Genomic DNA, 22,864 nt, shown 5'->3' on the forward strand with positions numbered 1-22,864 from the left:
ACCCCGCTCCGTACGTCACTGCGGCGCCCCGCCCAGCACGCCGGCCGGAGGGTCAGAACGGCTCGCACTCCAGGCCCTCCGTGTCCTCGCCCTCCTCCTCCAGCGCGCGGCGGACCACGCGCAGGGCCATGCCCTCCGGGTATCCCTTGCGTGCCAGCATTCCGGCGAGCCGGCGCAGCCGCTTGTCGCGGTCCATGCCCCGGGTGGTGCGCAGTTTGCGGGCGACGAGGTCGCGGGCCGTTGTCTCCTCCTGCTCGGAGTCGAGTTGGCCGACGGCCTCCTCGATGAGGGTGGAGTCCACCCCTTTGGTCCGCAGCTCGCGTGCGAGCGCCCGGCGGGCCAGGCCCCGGCCGTGGTGCCGGGACTCCACCCAGGCGCCCGCGAAGGCCGCGTCGTCGATCAGGCCGACGTCCTCGAAGCGGGCCAGGACCTCGTCGGCCACCTCCTCGGAGATGCCCCGCTTGTGCAGGGCGTCCCCGAGCTGCTTACGGGTGCGAGGGCTCCCGGTGAGCAGACAGAGGCAGATCGCCCGCGCCTGCTCCTCCGGGCTCTTGGGCGGCTGGGGCGGCAGCCCCTTCCCGGCCCTCGACGTGTCGGGACTGCCACCGTCCTCGGAGCTCGCGCGATCCGCGCGATCCGCCCACTCGGTACGCCGCGCCACGGTCAGCTCTTGGCTGCGGCGGCCTTGGTGGCCTTGGCCTTCGTCGCCGGGGCAGGCACGGACGCAGCGGCGGCGTCGGCGGGGGCCGAACCGGCACCGGCGGCGTCCGCGCCCGGCTCGGCGGCCGGGGCCTCCGGCCGGACACCGACGCCCAGCTTCTCCTTGATCTTCTTCTCGATCTCGTTGGCGAGATCGGGGTTGTCCTTCAGGAAGTTGCGGGCGTTCTCCTTGCCCTGGCCGAGCTGGTCGCCCTCGTACGTGTACCAGGCGCCGGCCTTGCGTACGAAGCCGTGCTCGACGCCCATGTCGATCAGGCCGCCCTCGCGGCTGATGCCCTGGCCGTAGAGGATGTCGAACTCCGCCTGCTTGAAGGGCGGCGCGACCTTGTTCTTGACGACCTTGACGCGGGTGCGGTTGCCGACCGCGTCCGTGCCGTCCTTGAGGGTCTCGATACGGCGGATGTCGAGCCGCACCGAGGCGTAGAACTTCAGCGCCCGGCCACCGGTCGTGGTCTCCGGCGAGCCGAACATCACACCGATCTTCTCGCGGAGCTGGTTGATGAAGATCGCGGTGGTCTGGGACTGGCTCAGCGCTCCGGTGATCTTGCGCAGCGCCTGGCTCATCAGTCGCGCCTGCAGGCCGACGTGCGAGTCGCCCATCTCGCCCTCGATCTCCGCGCGCGGGACCAGCGCCGCGACGGAGTCGATGACGATGAGGTCGAGGGCACCGGAGCGGACCAGCATGTCCACGATCTCGAGCGCCTGCTCGCCGGTGTCCGGCTGGGAGAGGATCAGGTTGTCCGTGTCGACACCGAGCGCCTTGGCGTACTCCGGGTCGAGGGCATGCTCGGCGTCCACGAAGGCGACAGTGCCGCCCGCCTTCTGCGCGTTGGCCACGGCGTGCAGCGTCAGCGTCGTCTTACCGGAGGACTCCGGTCCGTACACCTCCACCACTCGCCCGCGCGGCAGTCCGCCGACGCCGAGGGCAACGTCCAGAGCGGTCGACCCGGTGGGAATGACTTCGATGGGTTCGTTCGGCCGGTCGCCGAGGCGCATCACCGCGCCCTTGCCGAATTGCCGTTCAATCTGTGCGAGCGCGGCGTCGAGCGCCTTCTCGCGGTCGGTGCCTGCTGCCATGGGTTCCACCCGATTTGCTTGTGTCGATCGCTTCACGTCAAAGACGCTAACGCCTGCCACTGACAATGCGCCCCCACGCCCTCCCAGCCTGTGGACAACTCCACCGAATCCCGTGGACCCACCCGGCCGGAATCCCATAAGAATGGATGTTCGATTTTGGTGTCAAGCGCACCACCACCGACGATGCCTCCGTGGCGTGATCAGCATCGGGGCGGCGCTCGGCGTGATCACGCTGGTCTTCCAGCATGGCTGGTTCGGGATCGAGCCCGGTCCGGTCAAGGCGTTCATCCCGGTCATGATCTTCGCGATCGTCCTCGGGCTCTCGATGGACTACGAGGTGTTCCTCCTCTCCCGTATCCATGAGGAGTGGGAGCGGGCCAAGGACCCGCAGGGCGCGGTCCGCGAGGGCCTGGCGGCGACCGGCAAGGTCATCACGGCAGCCGCCGCGATCATGATCGTCGTGTTCGCCGCGTTCATCCTCAGCCCGGACCGGATGCTGCAGCAGTTCGGCCTCGGACTCGCGGTGGCGATCCTGCTGGACGCGGTCGTCATCCGCTGCCTGATCGTCCCGGCGGTCAGGCAGCTGCTCGGCCGCAGCGCGTGGTGGCTGCCGGCCGGGCTGGGCAGGGTGCTGCCGAAGGTGGCGCTGGAGAGCCACTGACCGCGCGGAGGGCATAACCGTACGGCAGTACGGAAGGTCAGACGTCGTCCTCCCCGGGGGGCGGCGCCTGTTCCGTCCGCCGTCTCAGCGCCCACCGGACGCGTGCGAGCACCTGTCCGCCGTGGCCCCGCCGGTGGCCGTGCACGCGCGGGTCGTCCGTCACCGCGTACCGCTTCACATACGCGCCGAGGAAGGCCTGCAGCGTGGCGACCGCCGGGATCGCGATCAGCGCGCCGACCGCGCCGAGCAGAGCGGTGCCCGCGACGACCGAGCCGAAGGCGACCGCGGGGTGGATGTCGACGGTCTTCGAGGTGAGCTTGGGCTGCAGTACATAGTTCTCGAACTGCTGGTAGATCACCACGAACGCGAGGACGTACAGCGCGTACAACGGGTTGACCGTGAACGCGATCAGCATCGGCAGCGCACCCGCCAGATAGGTGCCGATGGTCGGGATGAACTGGGAGACGACACCCACCCACACGGCGAGCGCAGGCGCGTACGGCACACCCAGGATCACCAGCAGGACGTAGTGCGCGACGCCGGAGACGAGCGCCATCAGTCCCCGTGAGTAGAGGTAACCGCCGGTCTTGTTGACCGCGATCTCCCAGGCCCGAAGGACCTCCGTCTGCTTCGCGGGCGGGAGTACGGAGCACACGGCGCGGCGCAGCCTGGGGCCGTCGGCCGCGAAGTAGAAGGAGAACAGCCCGATCGTCAGCAGCTTGAACAGTCCGCCGAGCACGGTGGCGGAGACGTCGAGCACCCCGCCGGCGCTGCTCTCCACGTACTTCCGCAGCCAGTCGGATCGCAGAACGCTTTCCTGGATCTCCACGCGCGAGAGGTCCGTGTGGAAGGTCAGGTTGATCCACTTGATCACCGAGTCGATGTACCGCGGGAACTCCTCGATCATCTCGATGATCTGGCCGGCCAGCATCGAGCCGAGCAGGACGACGAACCCCGCGCCCGTGATGAACACCCCGAGGAAGACCAGGAAGGTCGCCAGGCCCCGGCGCATGCCGCGGGCCGCCATCCGGCTCACGACGGGCTCCACCGCGAGCGCCAGGAAGAAGGCGATCAGGATGTTGACCAGCAGGCCGATGAGCTGGTGGAAGGCCCAGCTGCCGAGCTGGAAGCAGGCGTAGAGGGCGAGCGCCAGCACCAGGGCGCGCGGAAGCCAACGCGGCATACGGCCCAGCTGGCTCTGCGGAGTGTGCGCGCTCGGCGCGCTCGGCGGGGATGCCGTCTGGGCGGTCTCGTCTGTCGGTGCCACGCGGCCAGTCTCGCCTACCCGCGTCAGCGCCTTTCTACGGGCACGTCCATCGCCGAGCAGACGACCCGCCACACGTCCTTGGCGTTCCAGCCGGCGTCGAGCGCCTCGTGGACCGTACGGCCGCCCAGTTCGGACAGCACATGGTCGCGTGCGAAGGAGTCGGCGTACCCCGCCCCGAAGTGGTCGGACATCCGCTGCCAGAAAATCGTCAACCGCATGACACCAGTATCACGCCCCTCGGAGTGCACAGATGCGTGAGCGGCTTGCCGCGAGCGCTTTCCGCCTTACCTTCGAACCATGGCTGGATCCGATGCACCACCCCCTTCCCCGCTGGCCCGCGCCGAGCACTTCATCTGGCTGACGGCCCGGGTGCTCGAGCAGCGGCGGTTCGCGTACCACTTCCTCGGCGGCGGCGCGGACGCGGTCGAGAGGGCCCTCAGCGCGTATCTGGTCGAGGACGGCGGCTACGGCCACGCGCTGGAGCCCGACCTGCGCGGCCCGGTGAGCCAGCCGCTGCACACCGCGCACGCCCTGCGCGTCCTCGACTCCATCGGCCGCTGCGGCGGGCAGCGCGTCGAGAAGGTGTGCCGCTATCTGACGGCCGTCTCGACTCCGGACGGTGCGCTGCCCGCGCTCCACCCGGTGCGCGGCTACCCCTCGGCGCCGTTCATCCCGGTCGTCGACAATCCGCCGGGCGAACTGCTGACCACCGGCCCGGTGGTGGGGCTGCTGCACCGCAACCAGGTCTGGCACGCCTGGCTGTTCCGGGCCACCGACTTCTGCTGGGCGGCCGTCGAATCGCTGGAGAAGTCGCATCCGTACGAGATCCAGGCGGCCGTCGCGTTCCTGGACGGCGTCCCCGACCGGTCGCGGGCCCGGGCCGCGGCGGACCGGCTGGGCCGGCTGGTACGGGAGCAGGGGCTCGCGGTGCTGGACCCCGCGCGGCGGGCGGAGTACCCGGTGTCGCCCGGTTACGCGCCGGGCGAGCACCACTTCGCGTACGACTTCGTCCGGCGGCCCGAGTCGCTGGCGCGCGGCTGGTTCACGGACGAGGAGATGGCCCGTTCGCTGGACTTCCTGGCGAGCCGACAGCGGGAGGACGGCGGCTGGCCGATCTTGTGGCGCGAGTGGGCTCCGGGCAGCGCGCTCGAATCGCGGCCGGTCGTGACGATCGAGGCGCTGCTGACGCTGCGCGCCCACGGCCGCACCCTCGACTGACCCGGAACGCGCTGGTCAGCCGCCCATGGCACGTACGCCCGCGGTGACGACCACGGCGGCCGCGACGACCAGCAGGAAGGGGGCGCGCAGCAGCAGCGCGAGCGCCGCCGCCGCGACTCCGGCGGCGCGGGCGTCGAGGACCAGCTCACTGCCGGTGCTGAAGGTCTGCTGGGCGGTGAGCGCGGCGAGCAGTGCGACGGGCAGCAGGGCGGCCAGCCGCCGCACGAGCGGACGCTCCAGCGCTCCCGCGGGGACGAGCAGGCCGATCAGCTTCACGAGGTAGCAGCCGACGACGGTGGCTCCGATGGCGATCCAGATACTCACCGGTCGTCCTCCTGTTCCTGTTCGGTGTGCTCGGTGTGCTCGGTCTGCGCGGTGTCGCGGGCCTTGCGCCCCTGGAAGAAGAGCACCGCGGGCGCGGCCAGCGCGGCGACGAGCACCGGCACCCCGGCCGGCAGGACGGGCAGGAAGCTGAGCCCCAGCACGAGCGCGAGTCCGGCGACCGCGCGTTCCGTGGCCGTCTGCAGCATGGGCGCCAGCAGCGCGAGGAAGACGGCGGGCCCGGCGGCGTCCAGGCCCCAGGCGTTGGTGTCGCCGATGGCCTCGGCTCCCAGGGCGCCGAGAAGGGTGGTGAGGTTCCACAACACGTACAGGGTCAGGCCCGTGACGGTGAACCCGATACGGACGCTGCGCCGGGTCGGCTGCGCGAGCGCGACGGCTGTCGTCTCGTCGATGACCCAGTGGGCGGCGAACGGACGTACCCAGCGCGGCAGCGCGAGGAGCTGCGAGAGGCGCAGGCCGTAGAAGGCGTTGCGTACACCGAGGAAGAAGGCGCCCGCGGCGGCCGTGAGCGGGTTGCCGCCGGCCGCGAGGGCTCCGACGAGCGCGAACTGCGAGGCGCCGGTGAAGACCAGCAGGCTCAGCGCGCAGGTCTGCAGGAGGGTGAGGCCCGAGCCGGCCGAGGTGACGCCGAAGGCGAACCCGGAGAGGCCGACGGCGATGCCGACGCCGAGGGCGTCCCGGACGACGGCCGAGTCGGGCTTGGCGGCCGCCGCCTTCGGTGCGTCGCGTATCTCTGGTGATGCTGTCTGTTCTGGCACGTCAGCGACGTTACGTGGGCCGGCCGGGCTCGGTCTTGTACGTTTTTGCACGCTCCCGCCGGTACGCGCCGGGCGGCACCCCGACGATCCGGGTGAAGTGCCGGTTCAGATGCGGCTGGTCGGTGAAGCCGACGGCGACGGCCGCCTCGGCCGGCGTGGTCCCGTCGTCCAGGAGGTGGCGGGCGGTCCGTACCCGGGCGTCGGTGAGCCAGGTGTGCGGCGGCATGCCGTACGTGTCGCGGAACGCCCGCAGCAGGATGAACGGGCTGGTCCCGAGGTCGGCCGCGAGCTTCGCCAGCGAAGGCGGATCGGCCATCCGCTCCTGGAGTACGGCGCGGGCGCGCGCGGCCACCCTGGCGCCCCCGCCGGGTATCTCGCGCTCCGGGAGCACGCCGCCATTGCGCCGGAGCAGCCGCGTGACTGCCACCCGCAGGAGCGTGTCGGCGGCGAGCGCGTTGCCCTCGTCCGCGGCCCGCAGCACCTGGTGGACCAGCTGGGACGCGTACGGGTCGTCGAGGACCGGGTCGGCGAAGCCGGGGGTGCCGCGGATCGCCGTGGTCTCGGCGGCGATCTCGGCGACCAGGTCCGCCGCCGGGTAGAGCGCGCTGTACTGCCAGCCCTCGGGGCCGCCGGCGCGTCCGGTGTGCGGGATGTCGGGGTTGATCAGCGCGAGCGCGCCTGGCCCGGCGTGCTCGTCGGCGCCCCGGTGGTGGAAGACCTCGACCCCTTCGGTGATCGCGGCGATCACGAAGGTCTCGTGGGTGTGCTGGGCGAAGTTCTTCCGTACGTACCGGGCCCGCAGCAGGTCGACGCCGGGCAACTCCGGGTACTGCCAGTGCCGTGCCCGCTCCGCGCTCGCCATGGGATCCATTCTGCGCCACCTCGTTCCGGCCGCTGTTTCCCCAGGTCCGGGCGGCTCCGCTCCGCTCCGCCTCCGCGACTTCACAGCCCTTGGAGGCGGAGCTGTCAGTGGTGGGGTGCACGATGGGGGGCATGGCCGGCTCCGCGCTCGACTCGTTCTCTCCCGCGACCCGCTCCTGGTTCACGGGGGCCTTCAGCGCGCCCACCGCCGCGCAGGACGGCGCGTGGCGGGCGATCCGCGAGGGCTCGGACGTGCTGGTGGTGGCCCCGACCGGGTCCGGCAAGACGCTGGCCGCGTTCCTCGCCGCGCTGGACCAGCTGGCGAGCACCCCGCCGCCCGCGGACGCCCGGAAGCGCTGCCGGGTGTTGTACGTGTCTCCGCTCAAGGCCCTCGCGGTCGACGTGGAGCGCAACCTGCGGAGCCCGCTGACCGGCATCCGCCAGGAGTCCGTACGGCTCGGACTGGCCGAGCCGGAAGTGCGGGTCGGTATCCGCTCCGGGGACACGCCGCCCGCCGAGCGGCGCGCCCTGGCGACCCGGCCACCGGACATCCTGATCACCACGCCCGAGTCGCTGTTCCTGATGCTCACCTCCGCGACGCGCGACGCGCTGTCCGGCATCGAGACGGTGATCCTGGACGAGGTGCACGCCGTCGCGGGTACGAAGCGGGGCGCGCATCTCGCCGTATCGCTGGAGCGGCTCGACGAGCTGCTGCCGCGGCCGGCCCGCCGGATCGGGCTGTCCGCGACGGTCCGGCCGGTGGACGAGGTCGCCCGCTATCTGTCGCCGCAGCGCAAGGTGGAGGTCGTCCAGCCGCGCTCCGGCAAGGAGTTCGACCTCTCGGTGGTCGTGCCGGTGGAGGACATGGGCGAGCTGGGCGGCTCCCCGGCGTCCGAGTCGGACACCGGGGACAAGCCGTCGATCTGGCCGCAGGTCGAGGAGCGGATCGCCGACCTCGTCCAGGCCCACCGCTCGACCATCGTCTTCGCCAACTCACGGCGGCTGGCGGAGCGGCTGTGCAACCGGCTCAACGAGATCGCGTACGAGCGCGCCACCGGTGCGGCCCTGCCCGACGGGGCGCCACCGGCCGAGATCATGGCGCAGTCCGGCGCGGCGCAGGGCGCCCCGCCGCTGCTCGCCCGCGCGCACCACGGCTCGGTCTCCAAGGAGCAGCGGGCGCTGGTCGAGGAGGACCTCAAGGCGGGCAGGCTGCCGGCCGTGGTCGCCACGTCCAGTCTTGAGCTGGGCATCGACATGGGCGCGGTGGACCTGGTCGTCCAGGTCGAGTCGCCGCCGTCGGTCGCCTCCGGCCTCCAGCGCGTCGGCCGGGCCGGCCACCAGGTCGGGGCCGTGTCCACGGGTGTGGTCTTCCCGAAGTACCGGGGTGATCTGGTGCAGGCCGCGGTGGTGACCGAACGGATGCGCACCGGCTCGATCGAGTCCCTCCGGATCCCGTCCAACCCGTTGGACGTCCTGGCCCAGCAGCTGGTCGCGATGGTCGCCCTGGACGTCTGGCAGGTCGACGACCTGCTGACCGTCGTCCGCCGCGCCGCGCCCTTCGCCTCGCTGCCCGAGTCGGCGTTCACGGCCGTCCTCGACATGCTCGCCGGGCGCTATCCGTCCGACGCCTTCGCGGAGCTGCGCCCGCGCGTGGTGTGGGACCGCGTCGTGGGTACGGTCACGGGCCGGCCGGGCGCGCAGCGCCTCGCGGTCACCTCGGGCGGCACGATCCCGGACCGCGGGCTGTTCGGCGTGTTCCTCGCCGGGGCGGACCCGAAGAAGGGCGGCGGCCGGGTCGGTGAGCTGGACGAGGAGATGGTGTACGAGTCGCGGGTGGGCGATGTCTTCACCCTCGGCACGACCTCGTGGCGGATCGAGGACATCACCCGCGACCGGGTGCTGGTCTCGCCGGCCCCCGGAGTCCCGGGCAGGTTGCCGTTCTGGAAGGGCGACCAGCTGGGCCGTCCGCTGGAACTGGGCCGTGCGGTGGGCGCGTTCCTGCGCGAGGTCGGCGGCCTGGCGGAGGAGGACGCCCGTCTGCGGCTGCTCGCCGCGGGCCTCGACGCCTGGGCCGCGGACAACGTCCTGTCGTACCTGGACGAGCAGCGCCGCGCCTGCGGACACGTCCCGGACGACCGCACGATCGTCGTCGAGCGGTTCCGTGACGAGCTCGGTGACTGGCGGGTCGTGGTCCACTCCCCCTTCGGCGCCCAGGTGCACGCGCCGTGGGCGCTGGCGCTCGGCGCGCGGCTCTCCGAGCGGTACGGGATGGACGCCCAGGTTATGCACGCCGACGACGGCATCGTCCTGCGGCTGCCCGACGCCGACCTGCTGGGTCTCGACCTGCTCGACCGCGACCCCGTACAGCAGGGCACGGAGTACGACACGGAACAGGCCCCCCTCGGGGCCGCCGACGTCGCCTTCGACAAGGGCGAGGTCAATCAGATCGTCACCGACCAGGTCGGCGGCTCGGCGCTGTTCGCCGCCCGGTTCCGCGAGTGCGCCGCCCGCGCGCTGCTGCTGCCCCGCCGCAACCCGGGCAAGCGCACGCCGCTCTGGCAGCAGCGCCGGCGCGCCGCCCAGCTGCTCCAGGTCGCCTCCGAGTTCGGCTCGTTCCCGATCGTCCTCGAGGCGGTCCGCGAATGCCTCCAGGACGTGTTCGACGTGCCGGGCCTCACCGAGCTGATGGGCGACATCGAGTCCCGCCGGGTCCGGCTCGTCGAGGTGACCACCCCCGAGCCGTCCCCCTTCGCCCGCTCCCTGCTCTTCGGCTATGTGGCGCAGTTCCTGTACGAGGGGGACTCGCCGCTGGCCGAGCGGCGCGCCGCGGCCCTCTCGCTGGACTCCCGGCTGCTCGCGGAGCTGCTGGGCCAGGCCGAGCTGCGCGAGCTGCTCGACGCGGATGTCCTCACCGAGCTGGAGCAGGAGCTCCAGTGGCTGAGCCAGGACCGCCGGATCAAGGGCGTCGAGGGGGTCGCGGACCTTCTCCGCGTCCTCGGGCCGCTCACCGACGCCGAACTGTCCGCGCGCGGCGGGGAACCCGCCTGGCCGCAGGAGCTGTTCACCTCCCGCCGCGCGATCCGGGTCCGTATCGCGGGAGAGGACCACTGGGCGGCTGTCGAGGACGCCGGGCGGCTGCGTGACGCCCTGGGCACCGCACTTCCGGTAGGCGTGCCGGAGGCCTTCACCGAACCGGTCAAGGACCCGCTCGGCGATCTGCTCGCGCGCTATGCCCGCACGCACGGCCCGTTCACGTCGGCTGCGGCGGCGGCCAGGTTCGGCCTGGGCGGGGCGGTCACGGACGGCGCGTTGCAGCGCCTCGCCGCGAGCGGGCGAGTCGTACAGGGCGAGTTCCATCCCGCCGGCATCGGCCAGGAGTGGTGCGACGCGACGGTGCTGCGGCGGCTGCGCCGCCGGTCGCTCGCGGCGCTCCGCCAGGAGCTGGAGCCGGTACCGCCCGCTGCGCTCGCCGGCTTCCTCCCCCAGTGGCAGCACCTCGGCAGCAACAGCCTCCGGGGCATCGACGGCCTGGCCCGGGCCGTCGAACAACTGCAGGGGGCACCTGTTCCCGCCTCCGCGCTGGAGAAGCTCGTCCTCCCCTCCCGCGTCACCGGCTACACCCCCACCCTGCTCGACGAACTCACCACCACGGGCGAGGTCCTGTGGGCCGGCGCGGGCGCCCTCCCGGGCAAGGACGGCTGGATCTCCCTCTACCTCGCCGACGCCGCCCCGCTCCTCCTCCCCCAGCCGCACCCGCTGGAACTGACCGCGCTCCACGAGTCCGTCCTGACCACCCTGTCCGGGGGGTACGGGCTGTTCTTCCGGCAGATAGCGGACCAGGTCCGGGCCACCACCCACCCGGAGGCGACCGACCCCCAACTCGCCGACGCGCTCTGGGAGCTGGCCTGGTCCGGCCGGCTCACGAACGACACGCTGGCCCCGCTCCGCTCCCTGCTGGGCTCGGGCCGCACCGCGGGATCCACCGCCCACCGGGCCAAGCGGCCGGTCCCCCGCGGCCGGTACGGAACGCTCACCGCGGCCGCCCGCACCGCGTCCCGTACGGGCCCGCCCACCGTGGCGGGGCGCTGGTCGCTGCTCCCCGCCGCCGAGCCGGACCCGACGCACCGCGCCCACGCGCTGGCGCGCACGCTGTTGGACCGGCACGGCGTGGTCACGCGGGGGGCGGTCGCTGCGGAGGGCGTCGAGGGCGGGTTCTCCGCGACGTACCGCATCCTCTCCGCCTTCGAGGACAGCGGGCAGGCCCGGCGTGGATACGTGGTCGAGGGCCTGGGCGCCGCGCAGTTCGCGATGGACGGCGCGGTCGACCGCCTGCGGGCGGCGGCGACGGCCCGCGACCGCGCGGAGCACGACACTCCTCAGCGCGCGCTCGTCCTGGCGGCGGCCGACCCGGCCAACGCGTACGGCGCCGCGCTGCCCTGGCCGGAACCGCCCACCGGCGCGGGCCACAAGCCCGGCCGCAAGGCGGGCTCGCTGGTGGTCCTGGTCGACGGCGAGCTGACGCTCTACATGGAGCGCGGCGGCAAGACCCTCCTCGCCTGGCCCACGACCCCGGACGACCCGGCAGCCCCGGACCCCCGCCTGCACTCGGCTACGGAGGCCCTGGCGGCGGCAGCCCGCGCGGGCACGCTGGGCACGATCACGGTGGAACGCACGAACGGCACCCCGGCCCTCACCTCCCCCCTGGGCCGAACCCTGGAAGCCGCAGGCTTCCACCCCACCCCCAGGGGCCTCCGCCTGCGGGCGTAATCCGGCCGGTCCGGGGGGGACTCCGGCCCCGGCGACCAACGTCCGTCACGGGCGGGACACGCAGCCCCCATCGGTCGGCAGCCGCCCCCACCCGCACGGGCGGAGGCACGGGGCGGCATACGCGCCACAGACGCGCGCACTCATCGGCCCACAGCCGCCAACGGCGGCCACACCCCACCCGAGGACCCGCACCTTCCCGCCCACCCGCACGGGCTGGCAAGCGCAGCGGAGCCTCATCGGCCTGCGGCCGCCAGCGGCCGCCAGGCCCCACAGGAAGACCCACACCTTCCCCACTCACCCGCAGGGGTGGGCGGGTGGGAGACACAGCCCGCCGCAGGCGGGCGCACCCACCACCGGCCCGCAGCCGAACCCGCCCGGGCAAGGCGTGGGCGCACCCGGCACCGGCCACCACGTGCCACCCGCCGGGCCAACGCGGGCGCACCCGGCACCGGCGCGGAGCCGAACCGCGCCCGGCCGACGCACGGCCGCCCCCCCCACCCGGCACAATTGACCGCATGCCCGAAGGAGACACCGCCCGGCGTCTGGACGCCGCGCTGGCCGGGCACGTGCTCATCCGCTCCGACCTGCGCGTCCCCCGCTTCGCCACCGCGGATCTCACCGGCCGGACGGTCCTGGACGTCACCCCGCGCGGCAAGCACCTCCTCACCCGTATCGAGGGCGGCCTTACCCTCCACAGCCACCTCCGCATGGACGGCACCTGGAAGATCTACGCCCCCGGCGAGCGCTGGCGCGGCGGACCGGCGCACCAGATCCGGGCCATTCTCGGTACCGAGCACCACACGGCCGTCGGCTACCGCCTGCCCGTACTCGAACTGCTCCGCACCGCCGACGAGCAGCAGGCCGTCGGCCACCTCGGCCCCGACCTCCTCGGCCCGGACTGGGATCCGGGGCTCGCCCTGCGCAACCTCCTCTCCGACCCTGCCCGCCCGCTCGGCGAGGCTCTGCTCGATCAGCGCAACCTCGCCGGAATCGGCAATGTCTACAAGTCCGAGCTGTGCTTCCTGGCGCGCGTCACGCCCTGGCTCCCCGTAAGTGAACTCCCCTCCCCCGAGCGGCTGGTCACCGCGGCCAAGACGCTCATGGAGGCCAATCGCGACCGCGTCGGCCGTCGGACCACACCCGGCAGGACCCCGGGCCAGAGCCTGTACGTCTACGGTCGCGCCCACCGCCCCTGCCTGCGCTGCGCCACACCCGTCCGCGGCGCCGAACAGGACGGGCGCCCCACCTACTGGTGTCCCCGCTGCCAATCAGGCCCCGCAAGCTAGTTGACGGTCCGTCAAATAGGGTCGTACGGTCCGGCCATGCCCCTCAAGGCGTACGACCTCACCGGCCGCACCGCGCTGATCACCGGCGCCGCCGGCGGCATCGGACGGGCCTGCGCGGTGCTGCTCGCCGAGGCCGGCGCGGCCGTCCACTGCGCGGACCTCGACGAAGCGGGCCTACGGGAGACCGCCGCCCTGATCGCGAAAGCGGGCGGCACAGCCCACGCCCACCCCCTGGACGTCAGCGACCGTGCGCAGCTGAAAGCCGGGGTCGCGCACGCCGTCCGCACCACCGGCCGGCTCGACATCACGGCCGCCGTCGCCGGCATCATGCACAGCAGCGCCGTGCTGGAGACCAGGGACGAGGACCTCGACCGCGTCCTGACGGTCAATTTCAAGGGCGTCCTGTACACCTGCCAGGAGTCGGCGCGCGCCATGATCGCCACCCGGACACCGGGCAGCATCATCACCATGGCCTCCGGCGCGGTGGACGCGGCAAGCCCGGGTCTGCTCTGCTACAGCGCCGCCAAGGCCGCGGTGGTGCAGCTGACCAAGACCCTCGCCACCGAGAGCGGCCCGTACGGAATCCGCGTCAACGCGGTCGCTCCCGGCTGGATCCGCACCCCGATGACCGACCGGCACGACCCCGGCGCCCAGCAGCATGCCGAAGCGGCGATGGTCCGTATGTCACCGCTGCGCCGGGTGGGCGAGCCCGAGGACATCGCCCAGGCCGTGCTCTACCTCGCCTCGGACGCGTCGTCCTTCATGACGGGCCAGATCCTGCGCCCGAACGGCGGAGTCGCGATGCCCTGGTAGTTCGCCCCCGCCCCGGCATGCCCCGCCCCCGTACGACTGCCCGCCCAGCCCGCCCACGCGGCACACAGTGCACCGGCAGCAGGCTCAGCCCCCACCCGCCCGCCGCCACCGCACCCTCGACGGCTCCGGTCCGGCCGGGCACGAACGCCAGCCGCAGCGCGGCCCACCACCACATTCCGCCCAAGAGCAGCGCCAACGGCCACTTCACCGCTGGGCGTCCCCACACGTCACGCCAAGCCATGGCTGCCTCCTCCGGCCGGATCGACCGGACAGAACCTAGACGGGGGAAACCGCCCACGGGAAGGCGCACCGGGTGCATACCCGGCGCGCCTTCGTCCCACGTGAGCTACCCATTCTCGGCCTGGAACATCCAGTGATGCTTCTCCAGGTCGGCGGTCAGGCCGATGAGAATGTCCTGGCTGACCGGGTCCGGCTCATCCGTCGCGGCGATCCGTTCCCGCATCCGGGTGATCACCGCGCCGAGCGCCGCGACCAGGGTGCCGACCGCGTCCGTGTCCTTGATCCAGCCTTCGGGCGCCTTCCTGATGCCGCTCGTCGCGGAGACCGTCCCGGCCCGCCCGTCCGGCGACACCCCGAGGGCGGAGGCGCGCTCGGCCACCGTGTCGGTGTGCTGGCGCGCCACGGCGACGACCTCGTCGAGCTGGAGATGGACCGAGCGGAAGCGCGGTCCGACCACGTTCCAGTGGACCTGCTTGGCCACCAGAGAAAGATCCACCAGATCCACGAGCGCGCCCTGCAGCGCCTCGGCGACCACCTTGAGGTCGGCATCCGACAACGGGCTCTTCACCACAGACATCCGTGTCCTCCGATTCATGTGCGATCCCCTCAACCATGGCACAAACGCCCTAATTCGGTCAGTTGAAGGGCTCTGGAGCCGGGGACGACAAGAGCCCCGGCCGGCACACGAGTACCGACCGGGGCTCCGGCGCAAACGTCTTCGTACGGATTCGTACGAACCGAATCAGGCAGCGACGACGTCCACCGCTTCCGCGGGGGCCTTGATCGTCACTCGCTCCGGCGGGCCACCTGTAACGGACGTCACAGAGACCGAATTGAGCATCGGGCGTACTGGCGCAGGCACCGTGTCACTCGCCGCTGCCGACTGGGCCAGCTCGGCGAGGGACAGCTCGTCACTCACTTCGCGCATCAGCTCGGACATCCGTACGTCAAGCGCGTCGCAGATCGCGGAGAGCAGCTCGGAGGACGCCTCCTTCTGCCCCCGCTCCACCTCGGAGAGATAGCCGAGCGATACCCGGGCGGACGAGGAGACTTCGCGCAGAGTACGGCCCTGGCGCTGGCGCTGCCGACGCAGCACGTCACCCAGCAGGCGACGGAGCAGAATCATCGGTGGCTCCCTCCTCGGACCGCGTAGCCGCATCCTTCACGCCCCACCGTACCGCCTCGCGCTGCGGCCGTGCGGGGAGCGATGTCGTGTTCACTCAGGGCTGCAAACATCAAATCCCCCCGTTCCGTTCCGTATCCTGTGCCCGCGCATTCTCGTCGAGTTCGCCGGAGAGCAGCTCGAGCACCCTCCGTACACTCTCCATACGGATGTCCGCCCGCTCGCCGTTCAACCGCAGCGAGGCGACTTTCCCGCCTGCCGGGCCCTCCACCGCGACGTGGACGGTCCCCACAGGCTGCCCGTCCTGCGGCTCAGGACCGGCCACCCCCGTGGTCGCGATCCCCCAGCTCGCGCCCAGCGCCCGGCGCACTCCCGCAGCCATCTGCCGCGCGACCTCGGCATCCACCGCGCCGCGCACCGACAGCAGCTCCCCGTCGACGCCGAGCACATCGCGCTTGATCTCGGTCGCGTACGCGGTGACGGACCCCCGGAACGACCGGGACGCACCGGGTACGGACGTCAGCTCGGCGGCCACCAGGCCGCCGGTCAGGGACTCGGCGACGGCCAGCGTCTCGCCACGCTCAGCAAGCAGCCGCAGCACCCCGGCCGCGTCCGCGACGCGCTCCGTCACTGCCCGGACTCCCGCGTGGAGTCCCGTGCCGACTCCTGCGCGGACTGCTGGGCGGCCCGTGCGGCGGCCAGCCCCTGGCGCCTGAGCACCACGGCCTGGCGCACATAGTCGAGACCGGTCACGACCGTCAGCACGACGGCCAGTGCCATCACCCAGAAGCGCAGGGTGGCCAGCGGCCCGGTGAGCGCCAGGACGTACATCCCGACGGCCGCCCCCTGCACCAGGGTCTTCATCTTGCCGCCACGGCTGGCCGGAATCACCCCGTGCTTGATCACCCAGAAGCGCATCAGGGTGATGCCGAGCTCACGGAAGAGGATCACACCCGTCACCCACCAGGGCAGGTCTCCGAGAGCAGACAGGCACAGCAGCGCGGCTCCCATGATCGCCTTGTCGGCGATCGGGTCGGCGATCTTCCCGAAGTCCGTGACCAGGTTGTACGTACGCGCGAGATGGCCGTCGAAGATGTCGGTGATCATGGCGACGGCGAACGCGGCCCAGGCCCAGGCCCGCCAGGCCGGGTCGTAACCGCCGTCCTGCAGCATCAGCAGGACGAAGCCGGGCACCAGCACCAAGCGGATCATGGTGAGGATGTTGGCGATGTTCCACAGGCTGGCCTGATTGACCGCCGCAGCCCCCAGCTTGCCGCCGGGCGCCGGCTTCGTGCCGGATCCGCCCGCCGCGGATGCCGGGACTCCGGTCATCTGCCCGCCTCCTCACAGGGGGTCCGGGGGCCGTCCCCCAGAACGTCGCAGAACTCGGCCACCAGGTCGACGCCCTCGGTGTCGACCACCTTCGCCACGACCATACGACCGGGGACCAGCCCCTGGCTTGTCGTGAACACCACCTGTCCGTCGGTCTCGGGCGCCTGGTGCGCCGCCCGGCCCACCGCGCCGTCCTCGCCGTCCACGGACTCCACGAGCACCTCGACCGTCTCACCGAGCCGCTCCTCGGCGCGCTGCGAGGTCAGCTCCTCCGCGAGCCGCGAGATGTGCGCCAGCCGCTCTGCGATGACGTCAGCGTCCAGCTTGTGGTCGTACGAGACCGCCTCGGTGCCCTCCTCGTCGGAGTAGCCGAAGACCCCGATGGCGTCCAGGCGCGCACCGGTGAGGAAGCGCTCCAGCTCAGCCAGGTCGCCCTCGGTCTCGCCGGGGAAGCCCACGATGAAGTTCGACCGGACACCGGCCTGAGGCGCCTTCGTCCGGATGGTGTCGAGCAGCTCCAGGAAGCGGTCGGTGTCCCCGAAGCGCCGCATCGCACGCAGCACACCGGGCGCCGAGTGCTGGAAGGACAGATCGAAGTACGGCGCGATCTTCGGGGTCGAGGTGAGTACGTCGATCAGGCCGGGACGCATCTCCGCGGGCTGCAGATAGCTGACCCGTACCCGCTCGATGCCGTCGACCTCCGCCAGCTCGGGCAGCAGCGTCTCCAGCAGCCGGATGTCGCCGAAGTCCTTGCCGTACGAGGTGTTGTTCTCGGAGACCAGCATGACCTCCTTGACGCCCTGCTCGGCCAGCCAGCGGGTCTCGCCCAGCACGTCCGAGGGACGCCGCGAGATGAAGGAGCCGCGGAAGGACGGGATGGCGCAGAAGGTGCAGCGGCGGTCGCAGCCCGAGGCGAGCTTCACCGACGCGACGGGGCTGCTGCCGAGGCGGCGGCGCAGCGGCGCACGGGGGCCGGACACGGGCGCGACGCCCTCCGGCAGATCCTCCGGAGCGGGGGCCACGTCCTGAACCTGCACCTGAGCGTGGCCGGGCAGCGCCACGGCGTCGGCTTCCTGCCGCTCGGCAGGGCTGATCGGCAGCAGTTTGCGCCGGTCGCGAGGGGTGTGGGAGGCGTGGATGCCGCCGTTGAGGATGGTCTGCAGCCGGTCGGAGATGTCGGCGTAGTCGTCGAAACCGAGCACACCGTCCGCTTCGGGCAGGGCTTCGGCGAGCTCCTTGCCGTACCGCTCGGCCATACAGCCGACGGCCACGACGGCCTGGGTCTTGCCGTGATCCTTGAGATCGTTGGCTTCCAGCAGGGCGTCTACGGAGTCCTTCTTGGCGGCTTCGACGAAGCCGCAGGTGTTGACGACGGCGACATCCGCGTCGGAGGCGTCCTCGACGAGCTCCCAGCCGTCCGCTGCCAAGCGGCCTGCCAGCTCCTCCGAGTCCACCTCGTTACGGGCGCAGCCAAGAGTGACAAGGGCGACGGTACGGCGTTCGGGCATGGACTCAAGACTACTTTGTCCCAGCCGGAGCCCCTGCCGGGAGGCCCGGGCCGTGGATCACGGCCCGGGAGATCACGCTGCCGCTAGCCGGCCTGCGGGTCGTCCTCGTCCTGCTGCGGGTCGTCCTTCGTGTACGTGAGCCGCTCGACCTGGCCGGGCTGGAACTCGTCCTTGATCTCCTGGCCGTTCACGAACAGCTGGATCGCCCCGGCGTCGCCGAGCACCAGCTCGACCTCCTCCTTGTCGGTGAAGGTCTTGGAGTCGCCGGCCTCCAGCATGCCGTCGAACAACAGCCGGCCGTTGTGGTCCTTCGCGGAGATCCAGCTCTTGCGGTCCACGGCCGTCATCTTGACGGTCACCATGTCCTTCGGGGCCGCCGCGATGGCGCTGTCCGAAGGATCGGGCGTCGGGTCGGGGGCCGGCTTGCTGGCCGGGGGCTTGGGCGCGGGTTGCGGCGGCGCGGAACCTTCCGCCACCGCGTTGCCCTTGTCGCCCTCGTCCCCGCCATTGAACATGGTGAAGCCGACGAACCCGATGATGGCGACGATTGCCGCCACCATGGCCGCGGTCCAGTTGGGCCGCTGGCGCTCGGGCCGGATCCGCTCCGCCTCGAACATCGGAGCGGCGGGCGTCGGCGCGGGCCGGCCGCCGTGCTCGGCGTCGAACTGCTCGATCAGACCGGCCGGGTCCATGCCCACGGCGCGGGCGAGCGTACGGATGTGACCGCGCGCGTAGACGTCGCCGCCGCAGCGCGTGAAATCGTCCTGTTCGATCGCGTGCACGATAGGGATGCGCACCCGGGTGATGGTACTGACCTCGTCGACCGTGAGTCCGGCGTCGACACGGGCCTGCTGGAGGGCACGACCGATCGAGGGCCTGTCGTCGTCGCCGAGCGAAGGCCGGTCGTCTTCGGGGGAGTTGCCGATGGACACGGGGGTGCCTTTCGAGCGTGTAACCACCTGCTGGACGTTCAGTCTAGGGGTGGTACGAAAGGAGGGAGCAACCGGGAGGGTGGACTTTGTACGCCATCAGAATGGCTTTGTGACCTGATGACGGGACATCACCGTCCCTCCCCTCAACTTGACGTACGCCCAAGGGAAACGGTTGCCTGCCGATCCGATCCCCTTACGGGTGAGCCTCCCCGCGGATCACGGCGAGCACTCCATCCAGTTCGTCCGGTTTCACCAGGACATCACGCGCCTTCGAACCCTCGCTCGGCCCGACGACACCTCGCGACTCCATCAGATCCATCAGACGTCCCGCTTTCGCGAAGCCGACCCGCAGTTTGCGCTGAAGCATCGAGGTGGAGCCGAACTGCGTGGAAACCACCAGCTCCGCCGCCTGGCAGAGCAGGTCGAGATCGTCGCCGATCTCCTCGTCGATCTCCCTCTTCTTCGCCTGGCCGACCACGACGTCCTCGCGGAAGACCGGCGCCATCTGATCCTTGCAGTGCTGGACGACTGCCGCGACTTCAGCCTCGGTGACGAACGCGCCCTGCATACGAGTCGGCTTGTTGGCGCCCATCGGCAGGAACAGTCCGTCGCCCTTGCCGATCAGTTTCTCGGCGCCCGGCTGGTCGAGAATGACCCGGCTGTCGGCGAGCGAGGAGGTGGCGAAGGCGAGCCGCGAGGGCACGTTCGCCTTGATCAGGCCGGTGACGACGTCGACCGAGGGCCGCTGGGTGGCGAGCACCAGATGGATGCCGGCGGCGCGGGCGAGCTGGGTGATGCGGACGATGGCGTCCTCGACGTCGCGCGGCGCGACCATCATCAGGTCGGCCAGCTCGTCGACGATCACCAGCAGATACGGATACGGCGACAGCTCCCGTTCGCTGCCGTCGGGCGGCTTGACCTTGCCGTTGCGTACCGCCCGGTTGAAGTCGTCGATGTGCCGGAAGCCGAACGCCGCGAGGTCGTCGTAGCGCAGGTCCATCTCGCGTACGACCCACTGGAGTGCCTCGGCGGCCCGCTTCGGGTTGGTGATGATCGGCGTGATCAGGTGCGGAATGCCTTCGTACGCGGTCAGCTCGACCCGCTTGGGGTCCACCAGGACCATCCGGACGTCCTCGGGGGTCGCCCGCACCATCACCGAGGTGATCAGGCAGTTGATACAGGAGGACTTTCCCGATCCGGTCGCACCGGCGACCAGGACGTGCGGCATCTTGGCGAGGTTGGCCATCACATAGCCGCCCTCGACGTCCTTGCCGAGCGCCACCAGCATCGGGTGGTCGTCCTCGGCGGCGTCCGCGAGACGCAGCACATCTCCGAGGTTGACCATCTCGCGGTCGGTGTTGGGGATCTCGATGCCGACGGCGGACTTGCCGGGGATCGGGCTGATGATCCGTACGTCGGGGCTCGCCACGGCGTAGGCGATGTTCTTGGTCAGCGCGGTGATCCGCTCGACCTTCACCGCGGGGCCGAGTTCGACCTCGTACCGGGTGACCGTCGGGCCGCGGGTGAAGCCGGTGACGGCCGCGTCGACCTTGAACTCCGTGAAGACGTTCGTCAGCGAGGCCACCACGGCGTCGTTGGCGGCGCTGCGGGTCTTGCCGGGGCCACCGCGCTCCAGCAGGTCCAGCGAGGGCAGCGCGTAGGTGATGTCGCCGGAGAGCTGGAGCTGCTCCGCCCGCTGGGGCATGGGCTGCGACTCCCGGGGCGAGGACTTCGTCAGATCGGGCACGGCGGCCACGGGCCGGCCGGCCTCGGGCCTGCGGCTGTCGGGCTCCGCGGCCTCGCGGGCGCCCGGTACCGGCGCCGCGGCCGCGGACCGGTCGCCGGAGACGCCCTGGGTGAGATCCGCGACCAGCGCAGAGGGCGGCATCCCGTTCAGTACGGCCCCGTCGAGCGCGGCGGCCGCGGCGGCGGCCACGTCCACGGCGTCCATGGGACGGTCGAGCGCGGGCCCTACGGACGGGCGGCGCGGCCGGCGGCGCGTGGACAGCGACTCTTCCCCGACCTGCTCGGAGTCGTGGCCGGCGAAAGCCTCGGCGCCCCTGCGTACCGACGAGCGCCGGGAGCGGGCGGGCAGCGACTCCCGCCACTGCTCGTCGTACCGCTCGTCGTCCATTGCCTCCTCGCCCGCGTCGGACGCGCGCTCGGGATCTACCAGTCCGAGCTTCGAGCCCAGCAGCCGCAGCCGCTGCGGGATGGCGTTGACCGGGGTCGCGGTGACGACGAGCAGGCCGAACACGGTGAGCAGCACGAGCAGCGGGACGGCGAGTACCGAGCCCATGGTGAAGATCAGCGGCTTGGAGGCGGCCCAGCCGATGAGCCCGCCCGCGTCCTGCATCGCCTCGGTGCCCTCACCACGGCCCGGCGAGCCACAGGCGATGTGCACCTGTCCCAGGACGCCGATGACCAGGGCGGACAGTCCGACGACGATCCGGCCGTTGGCCTCCGGTTTCTCCGGGTGCCGGATCAGGCGTACCGCGACGGTGCCCAGCAGTATCGGCACCAGCAGGTCGAGCCGGCCGAACGCGCCGGTCACCAGCATCTCGACGAGGTCGCCGACCGGGCCGCGCAGATTCGACCAGGTGCCGGCCGCGACGACCAGAGCCAGGCCGAGCAGCAGCAGCGCGAGGCCGTCCTTGCGGTGGGCCGGGTCGAGGCCTTTGGCGCCGCGCCCTATGCCGCGGAACATCGCACCCACCGCGTGCGCGATCCCGAGCCAGAGGGCGCGCGCGAGCCGGTATACGCCTCCCGTGGGAGACGGTGCCGGTTTTGGAGCGGGCCTCGCCGCCGCCTTCTTGGCGGGCGCGCGCTTCGCGGGCACGGCCTTCTTCGCAGCGGCTCTCTTCGCGGGCGCCGCCTTCTTCGCCGCTCCCGTCGTACGGCCGGCGCGCGGCCTTGCGGGACCCGCCGTGCCCTGGGAACCCTTGCCGGACGTACGTGAGGCCATGAGGGGGAGGTTACCGGTGTCGACGGCAGTGGACACGTGCGCACACTGCTTCACCCGTTCGTGTCGCCGCGACGGCGCCGCGGAGCTGACGCGACATCAAGGGCCTGCGGGGCCTTGCGAGGCGGTCAGTTCTGTGCGGTCGGTTCTGTGCGCTCAGTTCTGGGCGGGCAGCGACGGTGGTCCGCCGTTGGCGCCGCCGGTACCCGGTTCCAGGGCGTCCAGGGCCCGCCGCAGCCCGGTGAGTTTGCGCTCGAGGTGCGCGGCGGTGGCGACGGCCGCCGCGTCCGCCGAGTCGTCGTCGAGCTGCTTCGACAGCGCCTCCGCCTGCTCCTCAACGGCCGCGAGGCGCGCGGAGAGTTCGGCCAGCAGGCCGGCGGGCTCCTTGGCGTGCCCCACGCCGGACCGGCCGCCGCCCTCCAGTTGCAGCCGCAGCAGCGCCGCCTGCTCCCGCAGTTGGCAGTTCTTCATGTAGAGCTCGACGAAGACCGAGACCTTGGCGCGCAGCACCCACGGGTCGAACGGCTTCGAGATGTAGTCCACGGCCCCCGCCGCGTAGCCCCGGAAGGTGTGATGGGGTCCGTGGTTGATCGCGGTGAGGAAGATGATCGGGATGTCCCGGGTCCGCTCCCGCCGTTTGATGTGGGCGGCGGTTTCGAAACCGTCCATTCCCGGCATCTGGACATCCAGCAGAATCACTGCGAAATCGTCCGTGAGCAGTGCTTTGAGCGCTTCCTCCCCTGACGATGCCCGCACCAGTGTCTGATCGAGCGCAGAGAGGATGGCCTCCAGCGCCAGCAGATTCTCCGGCCGGTCATCGACCAGGAGGATCTTGGCCTTCTGCACCATGGCCCGTCCTCCTCGCCCCGGCAGTGAACCGGGCGCCGCCCCAGGGGACGACGACTCCCTTGCGCCGCCCGTCCTTGTGCCGGTCATGGTAGCCGCACCCCACCTGTCGCCACACCCTGTCACCGCGATGTCACTGTGCACGTAGCAG

At 71.7% G+C, this 22,864-nt stretch carries 18 protein-coding genes and 2 pseudogenes; 5 read left to right on the top strand and 15 right to left on the bottom strand.

Going from position 1 to position 22,864, the window contains the following annotated elements:
* Positions 1 to 52: 52 nt before the first annotated feature.
* A pseudogene (gene recX, locus NLX86_RS10925) lies at positions 53 to 727 on the bottom strand (recombination regulator RecX); the annotation flags it as partial.
* Complete coding sequence (gene recA / locus NLX86_RS10930) at positions 664 to 1,797, bottom strand: recombinase RecA (protein WP_254371433.1); 1,134 nt, start codon at positions 1,795 to 1,797, stop codon at positions 664 to 666. The pseudogene recX and the gene recA, both read right to left, overlap by 64 nt.
* A 196-nt stretch (positions 1,798 to 1,993) precedes the next feature.
* Here recA and NLX86_RS10935 point away from each other — a divergent pair.
* Positions 1,994 to 2,458, top strand: a pseudogene (locus NLX86_RS10935) (MMPL family transporter); the annotation flags it as partial.
* A gap of 37 nt (positions 2,459 to 2,495) precedes the next feature.
* Here the strand turns inward: NLX86_RS10935 and NLX86_RS10940 are convergent.
* Positions 2,496 to 3,725, bottom strand: coding sequence for an AI-2E family transporter (locus tag NLX86_RS10940; protein WP_254371434.1), 1,230 nt, complete (start codon positions 3,723 to 3,725; stop codon positions 2,496 to 2,498).
* 23 nt (positions 3,726 to 3,748) lie between these two features.
* Positions 3,749 to 3,943, bottom strand: coding sequence for a DUF3046 domain-containing protein (locus tag NLX86_RS10945; RefSeq protein WP_254371435.1), 195 nt, complete (start codon positions 3,941 to 3,943; stop codon positions 3,749 to 3,751).
* 79 nt (positions 3,944 to 4,022) lie between these two features.
* Here NLX86_RS10945 and NLX86_RS10950 point away from each other — a divergent pair, with 79 nt between their 5' ends.
* Positions 4,023 to 4,943, top strand: coding sequence for a hypothetical protein (locus NLX86_RS10950; protein WP_254371436.1), 921 nt, complete (start codon positions 4,023 to 4,025; stop codon positions 4,941 to 4,943).
* Positions 4,944 to 4,958: 15 nt separating this feature from the next.
* On the opposite strand, the gene NLX86_RS10955 is transcribed toward NLX86_RS10950, so the two are convergent.
* The 3 genes from NLX86_RS10955 to NLX86_RS10965 are packed head-to-tail and all read right to left on the bottom strand — an operon-like array spanning position 4,959 to position 6,914.
* Positions 4,959 to 5,267, bottom strand: coding sequence for an AzlD domain-containing protein (locus tag NLX86_RS10955; RefSeq protein ID WP_254371437.1), 309 nt, complete (start codon positions 5,265 to 5,267; stop codon positions 4,959 to 4,961).
* Positions 5,264 to 6,043, bottom strand: coding sequence for an AzlC family ABC transporter permease (locus NLX86_RS10960; RefSeq protein ID WP_254371438.1), 780 nt, complete (start codon positions 6,041 to 6,043; stop codon positions 5,264 to 5,266). The genes NLX86_RS10955 and NLX86_RS10960 overlap by 4 nt, the downstream gene beginning before the upstream one ends.
* 10 nt (positions 6,044 to 6,053) lie before the next feature.
* Positions 6,054 to 6,914 carry an AraC family transcriptional regulator gene (locus NLX86_RS10965; RefSeq protein WP_374213861.1) on the bottom strand — a complete coding sequence of 287 codons (861 nt, stop codon included), beginning with the start codon at positions 6,912 to 6,914 and terminating at the stop codon, positions 6,054 to 6,056.
* Between the two features lie 122 nt (positions 6,915 to 7,036).
* On the opposite strand from NLX86_RS10965, the gene NLX86_RS10970 reads away from it, so the two are divergent.
* The 3 genes from NLX86_RS10970 (at position 7,037) to NLX86_RS10980 (ending at position 13,770) form a co-directional block, all read left to right on the top strand.
* The gene (locus NLX86_RS10970) at positions 7,037 to 11,671 is read left to right on the top strand and encodes an ATP-dependent helicase (protein ID WP_254371439.1); all 4,635 of its coding nucleotides are present in this window, start codon (positions 7,037 to 7,039) and stop codon (positions 11,669 to 11,671) included.
* A gap of 515 nt (positions 11,672 to 12,186) precedes the next feature.
* A complete protein-coding gene (locus NLX86_RS10975) occupies positions 12,187 to 12,957 on the top strand; it encodes an Fpg/Nei family DNA glycosylase (RefSeq protein WP_254371440.1) in 771 nt (256 codons plus the stop codon).
* Positions 12,958 to 13,770 carry an SDR family NAD(P)-dependent oxidoreductase gene (locus tag NLX86_RS10980; protein WP_254371441.1) on the top strand — a complete coding sequence of 271 codons (813 nt, stop codon included), beginning with the start codon at positions 12,958 to 12,960 and terminating at the stop codon, positions 13,768 to 13,770.
* A gap of 346 nt (positions 13,771 to 14,116) precedes the next feature.
* Here NLX86_RS10980 and NLX86_RS10990 read toward each other — a convergent pair whose 3' ends face one another.
* The 8 genes from NLX86_RS10990 to NLX86_RS11025 all read right to left on the bottom strand — a co-directional run bounded on the left by NLX86_RS10990 (position 14,117) and on the right by NLX86_RS11025 (position 22,716).
* Positions 14,117 to 14,587 carry a Dps family protein gene (locus tag NLX86_RS10990; RefSeq protein ID WP_254371443.1) on the bottom strand — a complete coding sequence of 157 codons (471 nt, stop codon included), beginning with the start codon at positions 14,585 to 14,587 and terminating at the stop codon, positions 14,117 to 14,119.
* A 165-nt stretch (positions 14,588 to 14,752) separates the two neighbouring features.
* Complete coding sequence (locus NLX86_RS10995; RefSeq protein ID WP_254371444.1) at positions 14,753 to 15,136, bottom strand: helix-turn-helix domain-containing protein; 384 nt, start codon at positions 15,134 to 15,136, stop codon at positions 14,753 to 14,755.
* 109 nt (positions 15,137 to 15,245) lie between these two features.
* The gene (locus tag NLX86_RS11000; protein WP_254371445.1) at positions 15,246 to 15,764 is read right to left on the bottom strand and encodes a CinA family protein; all 519 of its coding nucleotides are present in this window, start codon (positions 15,762 to 15,764) and stop codon (positions 15,246 to 15,248) included.
* A complete protein-coding gene (pgsA, locus tag NLX86_RS11005) occupies positions 15,761 to 16,465 on the bottom strand; it encodes a CDP-diacylglycerol--glycerol-3-phosphate 3-phosphatidyltransferase (RefSeq protein ID WP_254371446.1) in 705 nt (234 codons plus the stop codon). Before pgsA ends, NLX86_RS11000 begins: the two co-directional genes overlap by 4 nt.
* Positions 16,462 to 17,973 carry a 30S ribosomal protein S12 methylthiotransferase RimO gene (gene rimO / locus NLX86_RS11010; protein ID WP_254371447.1) on the bottom strand — a complete coding sequence of 504 codons (1,512 nt, stop codon included), beginning with the start codon at positions 17,971 to 17,973 and terminating at the stop codon, positions 16,462 to 16,464. The genes pgsA and rimO overlap by 4 nt, the downstream gene beginning before the upstream one ends.
* A gap of 83 nt (positions 17,974 to 18,056) precedes the next feature.
* Complete coding sequence (locus NLX86_RS11015; RefSeq protein WP_254371448.1) at positions 18,057 to 18,905, bottom strand: helix-turn-helix domain-containing protein; 849 nt, start codon at positions 18,903 to 18,905, stop codon at positions 18,057 to 18,059.
* A gap of 193 nt (positions 18,906 to 19,098) precedes the next feature.
* Positions 19,099 to 21,870, bottom strand: coding sequence for a DNA translocase FtsK (locus NLX86_RS11020; RefSeq protein ID WP_254371449.1), 2,772 nt, complete (start codon positions 21,868 to 21,870; stop codon positions 19,099 to 19,101).
* 153 nt (positions 21,871 to 22,023) lie between these two features.
* Positions 22,024 to 22,716, bottom strand: coding sequence for a two-component system response regulator (locus tag NLX86_RS11025; protein ID WP_254371450.1), 693 nt, complete (start codon positions 22,714 to 22,716; stop codon positions 22,024 to 22,026).
* Positions 22,717 to 22,864 lie beyond the last annotated feature (148 nt).

It is taken from the genome of Streptomyces sp. A3M-1-3 (genome assembly GCF_024213665.1).
Lineage (GTDB): Bacteria > Actinomycetota > Actinomycetes > Streptomycetales > Streptomycetaceae > Streptomyces.

Bases quoted from the DNA above. Each gene is read 5' to 3' on its own strand.
- NLX86_RS10950 (WP_254371436.1), top strand. From the start codon at position 4,023: ATGGCTGGATCCGATGCACCACCCCCTTCCCCGCTGGCCCGCGCCGAG.
- NLX86_RS10965 (WP_374213861.1), bottom strand. From the start codon at position 6,914: ATGGATCCCATGGCGAGCGCGGAGCGGGCACGGCACTGGCAGTACCCG.
- NLX86_RS11020 (WP_254371449.1), bottom strand. From the start codon at position 21,870: ATGGCCTCACGTACGTCCGGCAAGGGTTCCCAGGGCACGGCGGGTCCC.
- recA (WP_254371433.1), bottom strand. From the start codon at position 1,797: ATGGCAGCAGGCACCGACCGCGAGAAGGCGCTCGACGCCGCGCTCGCA.
- pgsA (WP_254371446.1), bottom strand. From the start codon at position 16,465: ATGACCGGAGTCCCGGCATCCGCGGCGGGCGGATCCGGCACGAAGCCG.
- NLX86_RS10975 (WP_254371440.1), top strand. From the start codon at position 12,187: ATGCCCGAAGGAGACACCGCCCGGCGTCTGGACGCCGCGCTGGCCGGG.
- NLX86_RS10995 (WP_254371444.1), bottom strand. From the start codon at position 15,136: ATGATTCTGCTCCGTCGCCTGCTGGGTGACGTGCTGCGTCGGCAGCGC.
- NLX86_RS10945 (WP_254371435.1), bottom strand. From the start codon at position 3,943: ATGCGGTTGACGATTTTCTGGCAGCGGATGTCCGACCACTTCGGGGCG.
- NLX86_RS10970 (WP_254371439.1), top strand. From the start codon at position 7,037: ATGGCCGGCTCCGCGCTCGACTCGTTCTCTCCCGCGACCCGCTCCTGG.
- rimO (WP_254371447.1), bottom strand. From the start codon at position 17,973: ATGCCCGAACGCCGTACCGTCGCCCTTGTCACTCTTGGCTGCGCCCGT.
- NLX86_RS10990 (WP_254371443.1), bottom strand. From the start codon at position 14,587: ATGTCTGTGGTGAAGAGCCCGTTGTCGGATGCCGACCTCAAGGTGGTC.
- NLX86_RS11025 (WP_254371450.1), bottom strand. From the start codon at position 22,716: ATGGTGCAGAAGGCCAAGATCCTCCTGGTCGATGACCGGCCGGAGAAT.